Source organism: Peribacillus glennii (genome assembly GCF_003429105.1).
Taxonomy (GTDB): Bacteria; Bacillota; Bacilli; order Bacillales; family DSM-1321; genus Peribacillus; species Peribacillus glennii.
In genome coordinates this window covers 20,929-36,722 of the sequence record NZ_QVTD01000006.1, presented here as the reverse complement: position 1 = coordinate 36,722, position 15,794 = coordinate 20,929, and the positions used below count along the sequence as shown (strand labels likewise).

Genomic DNA, 15,794 nt, shown 5'->3' with positions numbered 1-15,794 from the left:
GACTAGGAGGAAAGTTTTGTGTCGATTACAAGCATAAACGGAAAACGATTTGCGGAAATGATCATACAGGGTGCCAACCACTTGGCAGCCAATGCCAAGATGGTTGATGCATTGAACGTTTTCCCAGTCCCGGATGGAGATACCGGGACTAATATGAATTTGTCAATGACTTCCGGAGCAAAGGAAGTTCAAAATAATGTGCAGGAACATATCGGGAAAGTTGGCGCTTCTTTATCAAGGGGCTTGCTGATGGGGGCCCGGGGCAATTCGGGTGTAATCCTGTCACAATTATTCAGGGGTTTCTCGAAATCAATTGAAAATAAGGATTCAATTAACAGTCAGGAATTTGCAGGTGCGTTTGAAGCTGGAGTCGAAACTGCTTATAAAGCAGTCATGAAGCCTGTTGAAGGTACAATATTGACTGTCGCAAAGGATGCGGCCAAACAGGCTGTGATTTCAGCGAACAAACACAAAGATATCATCCTTGTAATGGACGATATTGTTAAGGAAGCAAAGGCATCTCTTAACAGGACGCCGGACCTTCTTCCTGTTTTGAAGGAAGTTGGCGTCGTCGACAGCGGCGGCCAGGGATTGGTGCTTGTTTATGAAGGTTTCCTGGCGGAGCTTAGAGGCGAAAAGCTCCCGGAAACCCCGTTGAATATGCCAAGCATGGATGAGCTTGTCAGCGCTGAACACCATATGAACGTTCAGGGGCATATTAATACGGAAGATATTGTATACGGCTATTGTACGGAATTCATGGTGAAATTGGAAGCAGCCAAGCTTGCAAAGAATCCCTTTGATGAAGAGACCTTCCGTAAAGACCTTAGTGGGTACGGTGATTCGTTATTGGTAATTTCTGACGATGAAGTCGTGAAAGTGCATATCCATTCCGAAGAGCCGGGAAACTGCCTGAATTATGGCCAGCAATACGGAAGCCTGATCAAGCTTAAGATTGAAAATATGCGAGAACAGCACTCGAGCATTGTGGGCGAAACCCATGCGGCCCTAAAGGCTGACAATGGAAAAACCCAAAAGGATAAAGAAGAATACGGCGTAGTATCCGTTGCCATGGGATCAGGAATAAGCGAGTTATTTAAAAGTATTGGGGCAAGCTCGGTTATTGAAGGCGGACAAACGATGAACCCAAGTACAGAGGATATCGTCAAGGCTGTGGAAGATGCTAATGCAAGGAATATTATCATTTTGCCTAATAACAAAAACATTATCATGGCAGCTGAGCAGGCTGCCCAGGTGATCGAAGGCAATGTCATCGTAATCCCTTCAAGGACAGTACCGCAAGGGATGGCCGCCTTATTGGCATTCAACCCGGCGCTATCACCTGAAGATAATAAAAAAGCAATGGAAGAAGCCCTGTCGCATGTCAAAACAGGCCAAGTTACTCATGCCGTTCGCGATACAAGCATTGAAGGCCTGGAAATTGAAGCAGGTGATTTCATGGGTCTTGCCGAGGGTAAAATCCAGGTGAAAAACAAGAACAAGCTGGAGGCTGCAAAAGAACTTTTATCCAATATGATGGACGAGGACTCTGAAATTCTCACGATTCTTTATGGTGAGGATGTAAACACGGAGGAACTTGATGAACTGGTTTCATTCTGTAAAGAAACGTTCGAAGATGCGGAATTGGAAATCCACAATGGAAACCAGCCGCTCTATCCTTTTATTTTTTCAATTGAATAATCCCGCGAATGCTGCACGGTGTCATTTGGCCGTGCAGTTTCTTATTGGATTGGTGTATGATAATGATAAGCGGATGGATGTAAAAAAATATTATCATAATGTGCAAGAGGGGGGGAGATCCCTGTTTTGCCATGACAATATGTAAACCAGGAGGCAGACCATGAAATATAAAAGCGTATTTGATATAATCGGCCCTGTCATGATCGGTCCATCCAGTTCCCATACAGCCGGTGCTGCAAGAATTGGCAGGGTTGCCCGGGATTTATTCGGAAGGGAACCGAAATGGGCGGCGATTTCTTTTTACGGTTCTTTTGCAAAAACCTATAAAGGCCACGGAACTGATGTGGCAATAGTAGGAGGCCTTCTCGATTTTGATACATTCGATGATAGAATCAAAGACTCTCTTAAAATAGCCAAACAAAGAAAAATGAAAATAAAATTTAACGAGGAAGATGCCATCACCGACCATCCTAATACTGTCAGAATAGCGATGGGCGATGAAAAAGATGAAATGGAATTAGCAGGAATCTCGATCGGGGGCGGCAAAATCGAAATTATCGAATTGAACGGTTTTGTACTAAGGCTTTCCGGACACCATCCCGCTATTCTTGTTGTCCATAACGACCGTTCCGGGGTTATTGCCAACGTTTCGAATGTATTGGCCAGGCATCAGATTAATATCGGACAAATGGACGTGTCACGTAAGGAAAAAGGGAAATTGGCTTTGATGACCATTGAGGTTGACCAAAATTTAGAACAAGCGGTACTTGACGAAATCTCAGCTCTTCCAAACATTGTCCAGGTTTCTAGAATAGCGGATTAAGAAGTGAAAGAATATGAAAACGGTTTCAAAAAGATGGAGGGAGGAAAACCAATGTTTCGCAATGTAGCTGAACTTGTTGAATTAGCAGAGTCAAAAAACGTCAAGATTTCACAAATCATGATTGAGCAAGAAATGGAAGTGACAGGAAAGACCCGTGAAGAAATTCTTGGGAAGATGGAAATTAATTTGGATGTTATGGAAAAGGCCGTCAAAAGGGGACTGAAGGGTGTAAAATCCCATTCCGGATTGACAGGCGGGGATGCCGTATTGCTTCAGGAATATATCCGAAAGGGGAATTATCTTTCAGGGGAGATGCTCCTGGACGCTGTAAGTAAAGCTGTTGCGACGAATGAAGTTAATGCTGCGATGGGAACGATCTGTGCCACTCCCACCGCAGGCTCAGCCGGTGTAGTGCCCGGTACATTATTTGCCGTCGAGCGCAAGCTGAATCCAACGCGGGATCAAAAGCTGGAATTTTTATTCACGGCAGGGGCTTTTGGATTTGTCTTGGCGAATAACGCATCCATTTCCGGCGCTGCGGGCGGCTGCCAGGCCGAGGTGGGTTCGGCAGCGGGAATGGCGGCGGCTGCAATCGTAGAGATGGCGGGCGGCACTCCTTCACAAAGTGCCGAGGCAATGGCAATCACGCTGAAAAATATGCTTGGGCTTGTTTGTGATCCGGTAGCGGGCCTTGTAGAGGTTCCATGCGTGAAAAGGAACGCCATGGGGGCAGCAAACGCAATGGTTGCGGCTGATATGGCCTTAGCAGGGATAACAAGCCGGATTCCCTGCGATGAAGTAATCGGGGCAATGTTCAAAATCGGCCAATCAATGCCATCAGCATTAAGAGAAACGGCGCAGGGAGGGTTAGCGGCTACACCGACCGGCAGGGAGCTGGAGGCGAAAATCTACGGGCTGCCGCTTACGAAAAAGTGATATCAAGAATACACGATCCCGTAACAGCTATAAAAGGAATAGGCGATGAGACGGCAGCGACCCTTAATGACATGAATATCCATACGGTAGCGGACCTTTTGGAGCATCTCCCGTACCGGTATGAGGACTACAGGTTAAAAGACCTGGAGACAGTCGGGCATGATGAAAGGGTTACCGTTGAAGGTAAAGTACACAGCCAGCCGACACTTGGTTACTTTGGCAAAAAAAAATCCCGGCTGATGTTTAAGCTGCTGGTCGGACGGTATCTAATCACTGTCACATTTTTCAATCAACCTTATCTCAAAAATAAATTAAAAATTGGTGATGCAGTTACCATCACAGGCAAATGGGACCGCCACCGCCAGAGCATTAACGGAAGTGAATGCCGGATTGGCCCGTACCATAATGAAAAGGAATTTGAACCGATTTATTCAATAAAAGGCAACATAACCGTTAAAGGTCTCCGCCGTTATATTTCAAATGCTTTTTCACAATATGGCCAGTATATTGAAGAAAACCTGCCCCGCGAATTTTTGCTGGGCTACAAGCTCCCTTCCCGGCAAGATGCGCTTTTTGCCATGCATTTCCCTGCGTCAGCCACTGATGTAAAACACGCCAGGAGACGATTTGTTTACGAAGAATTTTTATTCTTCCAGCTGAAAATGCAGGCAATCCGGAAAGTCCAAAGAGAGCAATCCAAAGGAATCCGGCAATCATACAAACTAGACCGTGTAAAGGGATTCATAGATTCCTTGCCATTTACGCTGACCAATGCCCAGAAACGGGTGGTAAATGAAATATTGACAGATATGAAATCCCCCTACAGAATGAACAGGCTCCTTCAGGGTGATGTTGGATCGGGCAAAACCGCGGTAGCCGCGATAGCCCTTTTTGCTTCTGTTACGGCCGGATATCAGGGTGCTCTTATGGTGCCTACTGAAATTCTGGCTGAGCAGCATGCAGGGTCCCTTCATTCGATGCTGGCACCAGCCGGAATGAAAACTGCGCTTTTGACCAGTTCCGTCAAGGGGAAGAAGCGGCGGGAGATCCTTACATCTTTAAATGAAGGAGAAATTGATATATTGATAGGCACCCACGCATTAATACAGGAAGAAGTCGCCTTCAACAAGCTCGGATTGGTCATAACCGACGAGCAGCACCGTTTTGGTGTGGAACAGCGGCGGGTGCTCAGGGAAAAAGGAGAGAATCCCGATGTGCTGTTCATGACCGCGACACCGATACCCCGGACACTAGCCATTACGGTTTTTGGGGAAATGGATGTATCCGTCATCGATGAAATGCCGGCAGGGAGAAAAGCCATCGAAACCCATTGGGCAAAGCATGATATGCTTGACCGGATCCTTGGATTTGTGGAAAAGGAACTCCGTAAAGGCAGGCAGGCATATGTCATCTGTCCATTGATCGAAGAATCCGAGAAGCTTGATCTCGAGAATGCACTCGATGTCCATGCCGCCCTGACCCAGTATTATAACGGCCGTTACAAGGTTGGTTTGATGCATGGCCGGCTGCCGTCGGACGAGAAAGAATCAGTCATGAAGGAATTTAGCGAAAATCAGCTGCAGGTCCTTGTATCGACAACTGTTGTTGAAGTAGGCGTAAATGTCCCGAATGCAACTGTGATGGTCATATACGACGCAGAGCGGTTCGGGCTTGCGCAGCTCCACCAGCTTCGCGGCCGGGTAGGGAGGGGGAGCGAACAATCCTACTGTATTTTGCTCGCCGACCCTAAATCCGAACTCGGGAAAGAACGTATGAAAATCATGACCGAAACAAATGATGGGTTTGTGTTGTCGGAAAAAGACCTTGAACTGAGAGGTCCTGGGGATTTTTTTGGGAAGAAGCAAAGCGGCCTTCCTGAGTTCAAGGTAGCGGACATGGTCCATGATTACCGGGCTCTGGAAGTCGCGCGGGATGATGCAGCAAAACTGATTGCTTCACAGAGTTTCTGGACGGAGCAGGAATACTTGCCGCTCCGGCAATATCTTGAACAAAACGGCGTACTAAACGGGGATAAACTCGACTAAGCAAAATCAGGTTGCAAGAATCAGTACTAGTAAAAGAAATTAGCTACATAAGCTTTTTAGTTTCTGGCTTCAGCGTATACAGATGCGTTTCAACAGGACAGGGGGTTAACCGGCCAGCGGGCCGAACCCCGACGTATACAGGGAGTGCTATTGACTACGTTGCCACTGGTCGTGGCAGTTTTAGCCGATGTTCCAATGTCGGGCGTTTCCGGTTTTCTTATTGCAATCTGTTATATAAATATATATACTACTATTAGTACCTAGTCATAATACTACGGATGGTGACCTTCATATGCGAATGAATAAGAAGGAGCGCCAGCGCCTGTTAATGGAGACGATTAAGGAAAATCCTTTCATAACAGATGAAGAGCTGGCTGATCGATACTCTGTGAGTGTCCAGACAGTCAGGCTTGACCGTCTGGAGCTTTCGATTCCTGAGCTGAGGGAAAGGATTAAAAGCGTTGCCGAAAAAAGGTTCAGTGACGAAATCCGCGCCCTGCCTCTCGACGAAGTGATTGGAGAAGTAATCGATATTAATCTGGATAAGAATGCTATTTCCATTTTAGATATAAAAAAAGAACATGTTTTTAAGCGGAATGGCATTGCGAGGGGCCACCACTTATTTGCTCAGGCCAATTCTTTGGCAGTGGCCGTCATAAATGATGAGCTTGCGCTTACGGCAAAGGCAAATATATTGTTCTCCCGTTCGGTAAGAGAGAATGAAAGGGTTGTTGCAAAAGCTATAGTGCTGAATTCCGGAACTCCCGGGGGCAGAACAATCGTAGAAGTGAACAGTTTTGTCGGCCCGGAAATGGTTTTTAAAGGGGAATTTGAAATGTTCCGTTCGAATTTAGAAAAGGATGAAGATGAATGAAAATAGCCATTGATGCAATGGGCGGGGACAATGCTCCGAAAGAAGTCGTACTCGGTGCCATAAAAGCGGTTCGGGAATTCTCCGATCTTGAAATCCTGCTTGTGGGAAACGAGACTGAAATTAATAACCATTTAACGGAAAGTGAAAGAGTTTTTATTTTACATACAGAAGAAAAAATATTGGCAACTGACGAGCCGGTACGCGCTGTCCGCCGGAAAAAAACAGCATCAATGGTGCTGGCTGCACAACAGGTTGCCGATGGAGCAGCCGATGCTTGCATTTCAGCCGGAAACACCGGAGCATTGATGGCGGCAGGATTGTTTGTGGTTGGCCGCATCGAAGGCATCGAACGTCCTGCACTGGCTCCGACCCTGCCGACCATCGACGGAAAAGGATTTGTGCTGTTAGATGTTGGCGCTAATTCAGATGCAAAACCTGAGCATTTGCTGCAGTTTGCGATCATGGGATCGGTATATTCCCAGAATGTGAGAGGGATTGCCGCTCCCCGTGTCGGATTGTTAAATATAGGTACAGAAGAAAAGAAAGGCAATGAACTCACAAAGCATGCCTTTGACCTGCTAAAAGAAGCCGGCATCAATTTTATTGGCAACGTTGAAGCCAGGGATTTGCTGGAGGGAGCTGCAGATGTCGTCGTTACGGACGGATTTACCGGCAACATGGTATTGAAGACGATAGAAGGGACAGCGATGTCTGTCTTTTCAATGCTGAAAACGGCACTGACAAGCAACCTGAAAAGCAAACTTGCTGCGGCCGTTTTGAAGCCGGAACTTAGAGTCATCAAAAACCAAATGGATTATTCCGAATACGGGGGTGCCGGATTATTTGGATTGAAGGCACCGGTCATTAAGGCCCATGGCTCTTCTGATGCCAATGCGATATTTAATGCAATCAGGCAAACGAGGGAAATGGTGCAGCATAATGTCATAAAGAATATTAGCTCCATGGTCGAAAATCGATAACCTTTCTAGGGAGGAAGTGAGTAAATGGGAAAAATCGCTTTTGTATTTCCCGGCCAGGGTTCACAAACTGTTGGAATGGGGAAAGATTTATTTGAAAAGTCCGAGGCCGCGAAAGATATTTTTCGCGCGGCAGATGAAAAATTAGGTTACTCGCTGTCCCAATTGATGTTTTCCGGTCCGCAGGATGAGCTTACTTTAACAACAAATGCCCAACCTGCGTTATTGACTGCCAGCTATGTTATGTTCCAGGCGCTGTCGGAAGCGGGAATTAAGCCCGACTATACTGCCGGCCACAGTCTCGGTGAATATTCCGCTCTTGTCGCATCAGGGTCCTTAAGCTTTGATGACGCAGTTTATACTGTCAGGAAACGCGGTGAATTTATGGAGGAAGCTGTTCCGAACGGGCAAGGCACCATGGCGGCGATCCTTGGGATGGGCCGTCAACCCTTAAATGAAATTACGAGACAGGTAACAGAGGGAGGGAATCCGGTTCAGCTTGCTAATATAAACTGTCCAGGGCAGATTGTCATTTCAGGCAGCACAGATGGTGTTAAACAAGCCAGTGAACTCGCAAAGGAGAACGGGGCAAAGCGTGCTATACCGCTTGATGTAAGCGGGCCGTTCCATTCTTCATTAATGAAGCCTGCAGCATCCCGCTTGAAAGAAGTCCTGGAAGAAGTTACCGTCATAGATGCCAATATACCGGTAATTTCCAATGTGATAGCTGCGCCGATATATAAACCGGAAGAGATAAAAGAGAAGCTTATCGAGCAGTTGTATTCGCCGGTTTTATGGGAGGACAGTGTAAAAAAAATGCTGTCCGTTGGGGTTAGTACCTTTATCGAAGTCGGCCCCGGGAAAGTCCTCAGCGGTTTGATTAAAAAAATTGACCGTTCTGCACGGATTTTTTCGGTTTCAGATAAGGAGAGCCTGCTAAAAACAGTCGAATCAGTAAGGGGGACGAATGTATGACGCTGAACGGCAAAGCGGCGCTTGTTACCGGGGCGTCGAGAGGCATCGGCCGTGAAATTGCGCTTGAACTTGCGCGGCAGGGCGCAAACGTTGCAGTCAATTACTCAGGCAGCGAGGCAAAAGCGAATGAGGTTGTCGATGAAATCAAAGCAATGGGGAAATCCGCGATCACTGTCCAATGTGACGTTTCCAATTCGGAATCTGTCACATCCATGGTAAAAAGTGTGATCGATGAATTTGGATCCCTTGATATTCTTGTGAATAACGCGGGAATTACCCGTGATAACCTGCTGATGAGAATGAAGGAAGATGAATGGGATGATGTCATCAATACGAATTTGAAGGGCGTATTCCTTTGCACCAAGGCTGTCACGCGCCAAATGATGAAGCAAAGGAGCGGCCGCATCATCAACATTGCTTCAATTGTAGGTGTCAGCGGAAATCCCGGACAAGCTAATTATGTTGCAGCGAAAGCGGGAGTCATTGGATTGACAAAAACGGCTGCAAAGGAGCTTGCATCAAGGGGAATTACCGTGAATGCGGTGGCGCCAGGCTTTATTTCCACTGATATGACAGATAAACTGGCAGATGAAGTCAAAGAGGCTATGCTGAAGCAGATTCCGCTGGCCAGGTTCGGTGATCCGAAAGATATCGCCGGTGTTACGGCATTCCTTGCTACTGAAGCTGGAGCTTATATGACAGGACAAACACTTCATGTCGACGGCGGCATGGTGATGTAGTCCTTTATGTTAACCTGCTTTTGGTGCATGATTCTTCCGCAATAAAATATTTATTATTTCAGCGAAATACACTATAATGTCCCCGAGGGGAGGTGAATGCATTGGCAGATGTATTAGAGCGTGTAACGAAGATCGTTGTAGACAGATTGGGCGTTGAAGAGTCTGAAGTGAAGCCTGAAGCTTCATTCAAAGAAGACCTGGGCGCTGACTCACTTGATGTAGTCGAATTGGTTATGGAACTGGAAGACGAGTTTGGAATGGAAATTTCAGATGATGATGCTGAAAAAATCGTCACAGTTGGAGATGCTGTGAATTACATACAAAGCACTATGTAATTAATGCTCTCGGGAGGGCCGTGAAGCTCCGTTTTTTTAAACGGGGCTTTCTCTTATGCCGGCATTTGGGTAAGATAATACTGGACAAACAAACGGAGGACCGGCTTTGGGCCGTTATGGCAATTGATTTTTTTGACAATTACGGAGGACTGTATGCGCAGGAACGGAACCAATCGTAGACAAGGATCGGAACATACATTTAAACAATTTCAGGAAAAAATCGGCTTTCAGTTTCACGACGAGAAGCTGCTGAAGCAAGCATTTACCCATTCATCTTATGTGAATGAGCATCGCCGGAAGCCATACGAGGATAATGAAAGGCTTGAATTTTTAGGTGACGCGGTTTTGGAGCTTACCATTTCCAATTTTTTATATAACAAATATCCACTAATGAGTGAAGGGGAACTTACAAAGCTTAGGGCGGCAATCGTTTGCGAGCCTTCGCTGGTTTTCTTTGCCAACTCTCTTTCCTTCGGGGAATTGGTCCTTTTGGGAAAAGGCGAGGAATTGACTGGCGGAAGGGAACGGCCAGCTTTGCTTGCTGATGTATTTGAAGCCTTCATCGGTGCATTATATTTGGATTTGGGTCTGGATGCTGTTGTCCAGTTTTTGCAAAAAGTCGTGTTTCCCAAGATCAACGAGGGTGCTTTTTCTCATGTGATGGATTATAAGAGCCAATTGCAGGAATTGGTCCAAAGAGATGGAACAGGTTTTTTGGAATATCGCATTCTTCAGGAAAAGGGCCCTGCCCACAACCGGGAATTTGTTTCAACCGTAACCTTAAACGGTCAAACAATGGGAAGCGGTACCGGCAAATCGAAAAAAGAAGCAGAACAGAGTGCAGCACAGCAAGCGCTGAATGCGATAAAAGAAAAAAGGCATTAAAAAAGCCGAATGCACAGGACAAGGAATGCTTCGGGAGCGATACACTGCACGAAGGAAAGCGAAGCTTTTCGAGGATGTCATCAAAAAAACCAAAGACTTTTTGGCTACGAGGAGTTTCCTGAAGTACTCCTTGAGCTCAGGTAGACTTTTGCCACAGGACAAGGAACACTGGGGCAGCAATAATATCGGACGAAGGAAAGCGATAGCTTTTCGAGGACGTGGCAGATGTTAGTCGATGTGGATTATAATAAGCGCTTGCGCTTTTCTAAAGATGGGGGGAAATGAAATGTTCCTCAAACGCTTGGACGTGGCAGGATTCAAATCATTCGCAGAAAAAATTTCTGTAGACTTTGTTCCAGGCGTAACAGCTGTGGTAGGGCCTAATGGAAGCGGCAAGAGCAATATCACGGATGCGATTCGCTGGGTGCTCGGTGAGCAGTCTGCCAAGTCGCTGCGCGGAGCCAAAATGGAAGATATTATATTTGCGGGCAGTGATTCAAGGAAGGCCCTTAATTACGCAGAAGTGTCATTAACGCTTGATAATAGCACCAATTCGCTGCCGATCGACTTCCATGAAGTGAGTGTTACCCGGCGAGTGAGCAGATCCGGGGACAGTGAATTTTTTATTAATAACCAGTCCTGCAGGCTGAAGGATATCGTGGATTTATTCATGGATTCGGGGCTCGGGCGTGAAGCCTTTTCCATCATAAGCCAGGGAAAGGTCGAAGAAATCCTGAGCAGCAAATCCGAAGAGAGACGGGTCATATTCGAGGAAGCAGCCGGAGTTTTAAAATACAAGACCCGCAAAAAAAAGGCGGAAAGCAAGCTTACGGAGACACAGGAAAACCTTAACAGGGTCAACGATATCCTGTCCGAACTCGAGGGACAGGTTGAACCTCTTAAAATCCAATCCTCCCTCGCAAAAGAGTTTCTGGAAAAAAAAGAGGAACTCGAAAAAATTGAAGTGGCGTTGACCGTCCATGAGATCGAGGTACTCCACGAAAAGTGGGAAAGACTCTCAAGCGAAATGGAGGAGCATCATCATCTGGAGATGAAGATGTCTCTTGAACTTCAACAAAAGGAATCCAGTGTGGAAGAAATCCGGAATAACATGTTTGCACTGGATGAGAAAGCATCCCAGCTCCATGAGCAATTGCTTAAGGCGAGTGAAGAGCTTGAAAAGCTTGAAGGGCGCAGGGAAGTACTGAAGGAGAGAAAGAAAAACGCCAGTCAAAATAAACACCAGCTTCAAAAGTCGATCGAGGAAGCAGAAAAAAGGATCATCGAATTAACAGCGGAAAAGGAGCAGGAGAAAAAACATCTTGCCCGGCTCGTTTCAGAAGTGGAGGGACTTCAGAAAAGCTTGGCTGAAAAACAAAAAAGCTTTAGTCTTTTCAAGACGAATCCTGATGAGGCAATAGAAGCCCTGAAAACCGATTATATCGAATGGCTGAATAAGCAGGCTACAGCAAGGAACGAGCTCTCAATTTTACAACAGCAGCAAAGCATGCATGAACACCGTAATTCCAGGCTTGACGAGGATAATGCAAAGTTTCTCTCCGTGCGGCAGGAAATAGTTGAAAAGAAGGCCGGCCTGCAGGGTCTGCTTGAGGATGTGCACCAGCAGATAGAGCAACACGTTCAGCTTTATAGAGAGGAACAGAGAAAATCCGAACAGCTAAAGACTACTTTTCAAAAACAGGAAACGACTTTGTACCAGGCTCTCCAGTTCTTGCAGCAGGCAAAATCCCGCAAGCAAATCCTGGAGGAAATGGAGGATGATTACACAGGTTTTTTCCAGGGCGTTAAGGAAGTTTTAAAACAAAAAAACCGCTCGCTGCCTGGTGTAGAAGGCGCAATTGCCGAGTTGATTTCAGTGCCAAAGGAGTATCAGACCGCGATTGAGACAGCACTTGGGGGATCGATGCAGCATATAGTCATGGACAATGAAGAAAATGCCAGGGGCGCCATTGCCTATTTGAAGAAGAATGGCTATGGCCGGGCAACGTTTCTTCCCCTTTCCGTCATCAAAGGCCGTGAGATTCCAGGTTCCCAGCTTTCAGTAATGAAAGGCCACCAATCCTTTATCGGAAGCGCCGCTGATTTAATCAAGTATGATGATCGATACAGGCAGGTTGCCACTAATCTTTTGGGAACGGTTGTCATTACTGAGGATTTAAAAGGGGCCAATGAGTTAGCGAAGCTAGTAGGGCATAAATACAGATTTGTCACCCTTGATGGCGATATTGTCAATCCCGGAGGTTCGATGACGGGAGGTTCCCTGAGGCAGAAGGGGTCGTCTTTGCTCTCGAGAAAAGGAGAACTTGAGGAATTAAAGGAAAAGCTCGCAGGTATGGAAGACAAGACGGGCAAACTTGAATGGCATGTAAAGCAGCTGAAGATCGATACAGCCAAACAGGAAGATAGAATTGAAGAAATCCGAAAATCAGGGGAAGCCCTTCGCTTAAGGGAACAATCGCTTAAGGGCGAAATCCGTGAAGTGGAAATAGAGGAGAAGAACGTAAACGAGAGACTCCATCTGTATGATCTCGATAAAAAAACTTTAAGAGAAGAACAGCGTGAAAAAAATAATAGGGTCGGGACCTTGCAAAAGGTGCTGGAAAACTGCGAAGCGGAGACCAAAAAACTTGATGAGCAAATAGAAGAGCTTACCAGGCAGAAACAATTACAGCAGTCGTCCAAGGAAGTCCTCGCTGAAGAAACGAATGAGCTAAGGGTTATGTTAGCTTCAAAACGTCAACAGTTGCAAAACCAACAAGAAAAATATCAAAGGCTGGAACGGGAGCTGTCGAACGTTTCGGAACGGTCCGCGGAACAAAGGGAAGATCTATCGCTGCTTACTAATGAAATGTTCGATAATTCCAGCGGGGAAGAATCGCTTGACCAGGCGGCAAAGAAGAAGCTGGAAGAAAAAACGCAGGCTGTGCGATCATTAGCTTCCAACAAAGAGGAACGTGCAATTTACCAGGAAGACCTCGATAAGCTTGAACTCGGGCTGAAGGAATTGAAACGCCGGCATAAAGGGATTTCAGAGATTGTAAAAGATGAAGAAGTGAAATTGAACAGGCTGGACGTTGAATTAGAAAATCGTCTCGACCATTTAAGGGAAGAATATCTCCTCACGTTTGAAGGGGCGAAAGAGAAATTCCCTCTGGAAATTGATGCTGAGGAAGCGAAGAAAAAGGTTAAATTAATTAAGCTTGCAATCGAGGAGCTTGGGACGGTCAACCTTGGGGCCATTGAAGAATATGAGAGGGTTTCTGAACGATATGAATTCCTGATTGAACAAAAAGACGACCTGCAGCAGGCGAAGGACACGTTATTCCAGGTGATTGAAGAAATGGATGATGAAATGAAACGCCGGTTTGCGGATAGCTTTTTTTCCATACGCGAACAATTTGGACAAGTTTTCAGAGAACTCTTTGGCGGCGGAAGAGCGGAATTAAAGCTCACGGATCCGGATGAATTACTGAACACCGGCGTCGATATCATCGCCCAGCCGCCGGGCAAAAAACTGCAGAATCTTGGGCTTCTGTCAGGAGGAGAACGTGCTTTGACCGCAATCGCACTCTTGTTTTCCATCCTGAAGGTCAGGCCTGTGCCATTTTGTATCCTTGATGAAGTCGAAGCTGCGCTCGACGAGGCGAACGTGGTTCGTTTCAGCCACTTTTTAAAACGGTTTAGCACTGACACGCAATTTATCGTCATTACCCATCGCAAGGGGACAATGGAGGAAGCTGATGTCCTGTATGGCGTAACGATGCAGGAATCAGGAGTGTCAAAACTTGTGTCGGTGCGGTTGGGAGAAACGAACGAATTTGCCAAGGCTTAACAATAACCGGATATGATATTACGGTGATGATAATCGTTGCATTACTATTTAGCACAGGAGTGATTTTATGAGCTTTTTTAAGAAGCTGAAGGAAAAATTTACGAATCAGACGGATTCCGTTTCCGAAAAATTTAAAGAGGGTCTCACAAAAACGCGGGATTCATTTGCTGGGAGGGTGAATGACCTGGTGGCCCGTTACCGCAAAGTGGACGAGGAGTTTTTTGAGGAGCTTGAGGAAATCCTGATCGGGGCCGATGTAGGGTTTGAAACGGTGATGGAGCTGATTGACGAACTGAAAACGGAAGTCAAGCGGCGAAATATTTCCGATACGAAAGAAGTGCAATCGGTCATTTCAGAAAAGCTGGTGGAGATTTATCAGGGAGAGGACGATGCGTCAAGAGTGCTGAATATTCAGCGTGAAGGACTTACGGTCATTCTCTTTGTTGGTGTTAATGGTGTCGGGAAAACGACAACCATCGGCAAACTGGCCCATAAGTTTAAAGAAGAAGGAAAATCAGTCATCCTTGCTGCGGGAGATACATTCCGTGCCGGGGCCATTGAACAGCTTGAAGTTTGGGGCAGCCGCGTCGGAGTCGAAGTTATCAAGCAGGGGGAAGGCTCTGATCCAGCTGCTGTCATGTACGATGCAATCCAATCGGCGAAAGCCCGCAAAGCTGATATTCTCATATGCGATACCGCAGGACGGCTTCAGAATAAAGTGAACTTGATGAAAGAGCTGGAAAAAGTCAAACGCGTGATTGAACGAGAAGTTCCAGGTGCGCCGCATGAAGTACTGCTTGTGCTTGATGCAACAACAGGACAGAACGCATTAATCCAGGCGAAAACGTTCAAGGAAGCAACCGATGTTTCAGGGATCGTGCTTACAAAACTTGACGGCACCGCGAAGGGCGGCATTGTCCTTGCGATCCGCAATGAATTATCGATTCCGGTTAAGTTCGTCGGTCTTGGGGAGCGCATGGACGACCTTCAGGAATTCGATCCGGAAAAGTATGTGTACGGACTGTTCGCTGATTTGGTAGAAAAAGAAGAAGCATGACTGTATACCGGAGGGAGAATCCCTTCGGTTTTTTTCAACAAAGAGGCCATCGGCAGCAACAATGCCGAAAGTGAATTTCTCTATAAACTTTTCAGGATTCGCAGCAATAACAATTCCGCAACAAACATCTTAATGTTTCAACAAAATAAGCGCAGCACGCTTTCTATGTTAAGGTTGCGCCTTGACAACAGCGCCAGAATTATATAGACTAATACGTTGTAAAGGGTTTTCACTTAACACATAAGGGGTGGGCGATATGCTTGAAAAAACAACGCGCATCAACTATCTGTTCGACTTTTACCAATCGTTGTTGACTGAAAAGCAAAAGAGCTATATGGCCCTTTATTATCTGGATGATTACTCTCTTGGCGAGATTGCCGAAGAATATGAAGTAAGCAGGCAGGCAGTCTATGACAATATAAAGAGAACAGAAGCGATGCTTGAAGAATATGAAGCGAAGCTTTTATTATTTCAAAAATTTCAAGAGCGAAACAAATGGATATCGGATTTAAAGGCGATGGCCGAAAAGGATAACTTTTCGAAGCAGGAGCTTTTATCCGCTGTCACTGAGCTTGAGAAGTTGGATTAGGAGG

General features: G+C 46.1%; 13 protein-coding genes. All 13 read left to right on the top strand.

Features of this window, described 5'->3' with window-relative positions; all coding sequences use genetic code 11:
- The first annotated feature begins 18 nt into the window (after window positions 1-18).
- Window positions 19-1,701 carry a DAK2 domain-containing protein gene (locus D0466_RS11295; protein ID WP_117322691.1) on the top strand — a complete coding sequence of 561 codons (1,683 nt, stop codon included), beginning with the start codon at window positions 19-21 and terminating at the stop codon, window positions 1,699-1,701.
- Window positions 1,702-1,861: 160 nt separating this feature from the next.
- On the top strand, window positions 1,862-2,524 hold the full coding sequence (sdaAB, locus tag D0466_RS11290) for an L-serine ammonia-lyase, iron-sulfur-dependent subunit beta (RefSeq protein ID WP_117322690.1): 663 nt from the start codon (window positions 1,862-1,864) through the stop codon (window positions 2,522-2,524).
- A 51-nt stretch (window positions 2,525-2,575) separates the two neighbouring features.
- Complete coding sequence (gene sdaAA / locus D0466_RS11285; protein ID WP_117322689.1) at window positions 2,576-3,460, top strand: L-serine ammonia-lyase, iron-sulfur-dependent, subunit alpha; 885 nt, start codon at window positions 2,576-2,578, stop codon at window positions 3,458-3,460.
- Window positions 3,457-5,505 (top strand): ATP-dependent DNA helicase RecG, encoded by a 2,049-nt coding sequence (recG, locus tag D0466_RS11280; RefSeq protein ID WP_117322688.1) that lies wholly within the window; start codon window positions 3,457-3,459, stop codon window positions 5,503-5,505. The genes sdaAA and recG overlap by 4 nt, the downstream gene beginning before the upstream one ends.
- A gap of 292 nt (window positions 5,506-5,797) precedes the next feature.
- On the top strand, window positions 5,798-6,379 hold the full coding sequence (fapR, locus tag D0466_RS11275) for a transcription factor FapR (protein WP_117322687.1): 582 nt from the start codon (window positions 5,798-5,800) through the stop codon (window positions 6,377-6,379).
- Window positions 6,376-7,359 (top strand): phosphate acyltransferase PlsX, encoded by a 984-nt coding sequence (gene plsX, locus D0466_RS11270; RefSeq protein ID WP_117322686.1) that lies wholly within the window; start codon window positions 6,376-6,378, stop codon window positions 7,357-7,359. The genes fapR and plsX overlap by 4 nt, the downstream gene beginning before the upstream one ends.
- A 24-nt stretch (window positions 7,360-7,383) precedes the next feature.
- Window positions 7,384-8,331: an ACP S-malonyltransferase gene (fabD, locus tag D0466_RS11265; protein ID WP_117322685.1), complete on the top strand. Its 948-nt coding sequence runs from the start codon at window positions 7,384-7,386 to the stop codon at window positions 8,329-8,331.
- On the top strand, window positions 8,328-9,071 hold the full coding sequence (fabG, locus tag D0466_RS11260) for a 3-oxoacyl-[acyl-carrier-protein] reductase (protein WP_117322684.1): 744 nt from the start codon (window positions 8,328-8,330) through the stop codon (window positions 9,069-9,071). The genes fabD and fabG overlap by 4 nt, the downstream gene beginning before the upstream one ends.
- Before the next feature lie 101 nt (window positions 9,072-9,172).
- Window positions 9,173-9,406: an acyl carrier protein gene (locus tag D0466_RS11255; RefSeq protein ID WP_117322683.1), complete on the top strand. Its 234-nt coding sequence runs from the start codon at window positions 9,173-9,175 to the stop codon at window positions 9,404-9,406.
- A gap of 153 nt (window positions 9,407-9,559) precedes the next feature.
- The gene (gene rnc / locus D0466_RS11250; RefSeq protein ID WP_117322682.1) at window positions 9,560-10,291 is read left to right on the top strand and encodes a ribonuclease III; all 732 of its coding nucleotides are present in this window, start codon (window positions 9,560-9,562) and stop codon (window positions 10,289-10,291) included.
- Window positions 10,292-10,577: 286 nt separating this feature from the next.
- Window positions 10,578-14,144, top strand: a complete 3,567-nt coding sequence (smc, locus tag D0466_RS11245) for a chromosome segregation protein SMC (protein ID WP_117322681.1) — start codon at window positions 10,578-10,580, stop codon at window positions 14,142-14,144.
- A gap of 67 nt (window positions 14,145-14,211) precedes the next feature.
- Complete coding sequence (gene ftsY / locus D0466_RS11240) at window positions 14,212-15,201, top strand: signal recognition particle-docking protein FtsY (RefSeq protein WP_117322680.1); 990 nt, start codon at window positions 14,212-14,214, stop codon at window positions 15,199-15,201.
- A gap of 256 nt (window positions 15,202-15,457) precedes the next feature.
- Entirely contained in the window at window positions 15,458-15,790 is a 333-nt protein-coding gene (locus tag D0466_RS11235) for a putative DNA-binding protein (RefSeq protein WP_117322679.1), read from the top strand.
- The last annotated feature ends 4 nt before the right edge of the window (window positions 15,791-15,794 follow it).

Bases quoted from the DNA above. Each gene is read 5' to 3' on its own strand.
- sdaAB (WP_117322690.1), top strand. From the start codon at position 1,862: ATGAAATATAAAAGCGTATTTGATATAATCGGCCCTGTCATGATCGGT.
- sdaAA (WP_117322689.1), top strand. From the start codon at position 2,576: ATGTTTCGCAATGTAGCTGAACTTGTTGAATTAGCAGAGTCAAAAAAC.
- fapR (WP_117322687.1), top strand. From the start codon at position 5,798: ATGCGAATGAATAAGAAGGAGCGCCAGCGCCTGTTAATGGAGACGATT.
- plsX (WP_117322686.1), top strand. From the start codon at position 6,376: ATGAAAATAGCCATTGATGCAATGGGCGGGGACAATGCTCCGAAAGAA.
- fabD (WP_117322685.1), top strand. From the start codon at position 7,384: ATGGGAAAAATCGCTTTTGTATTTCCCGGCCAGGGTTCACAAACTGTT.
- fabG (WP_117322684.1), top strand. From the start codon at position 8,328: ATGACGCTGAACGGCAAAGCGGCGCTTGTTACCGGGGCGTCGAGAGGC.
- rnc (WP_117322682.1), top strand. From the start codon at position 9,560: ATGCGCAGGAACGGAACCAATCGTAGACAAGGATCGGAACATACATTT.
- smc (WP_117322681.1), top strand. From the start codon at position 10,578: ATGTTCCTCAAACGCTTGGACGTGGCAGGATTCAAATCATTCGCAGAA.
- ftsY (WP_117322680.1), top strand. From the start codon at position 14,212: ATGAGCTTTTTTAAGAAGCTGAAGGAAAAATTTACGAATCAGACGGAT.
- D0466_RS11235 (WP_117322679.1), top strand. From the start codon at position 15,458: ATGCTTGAAAAAACAACGCGCATCAACTATCTGTTCGACTTTTACCAA.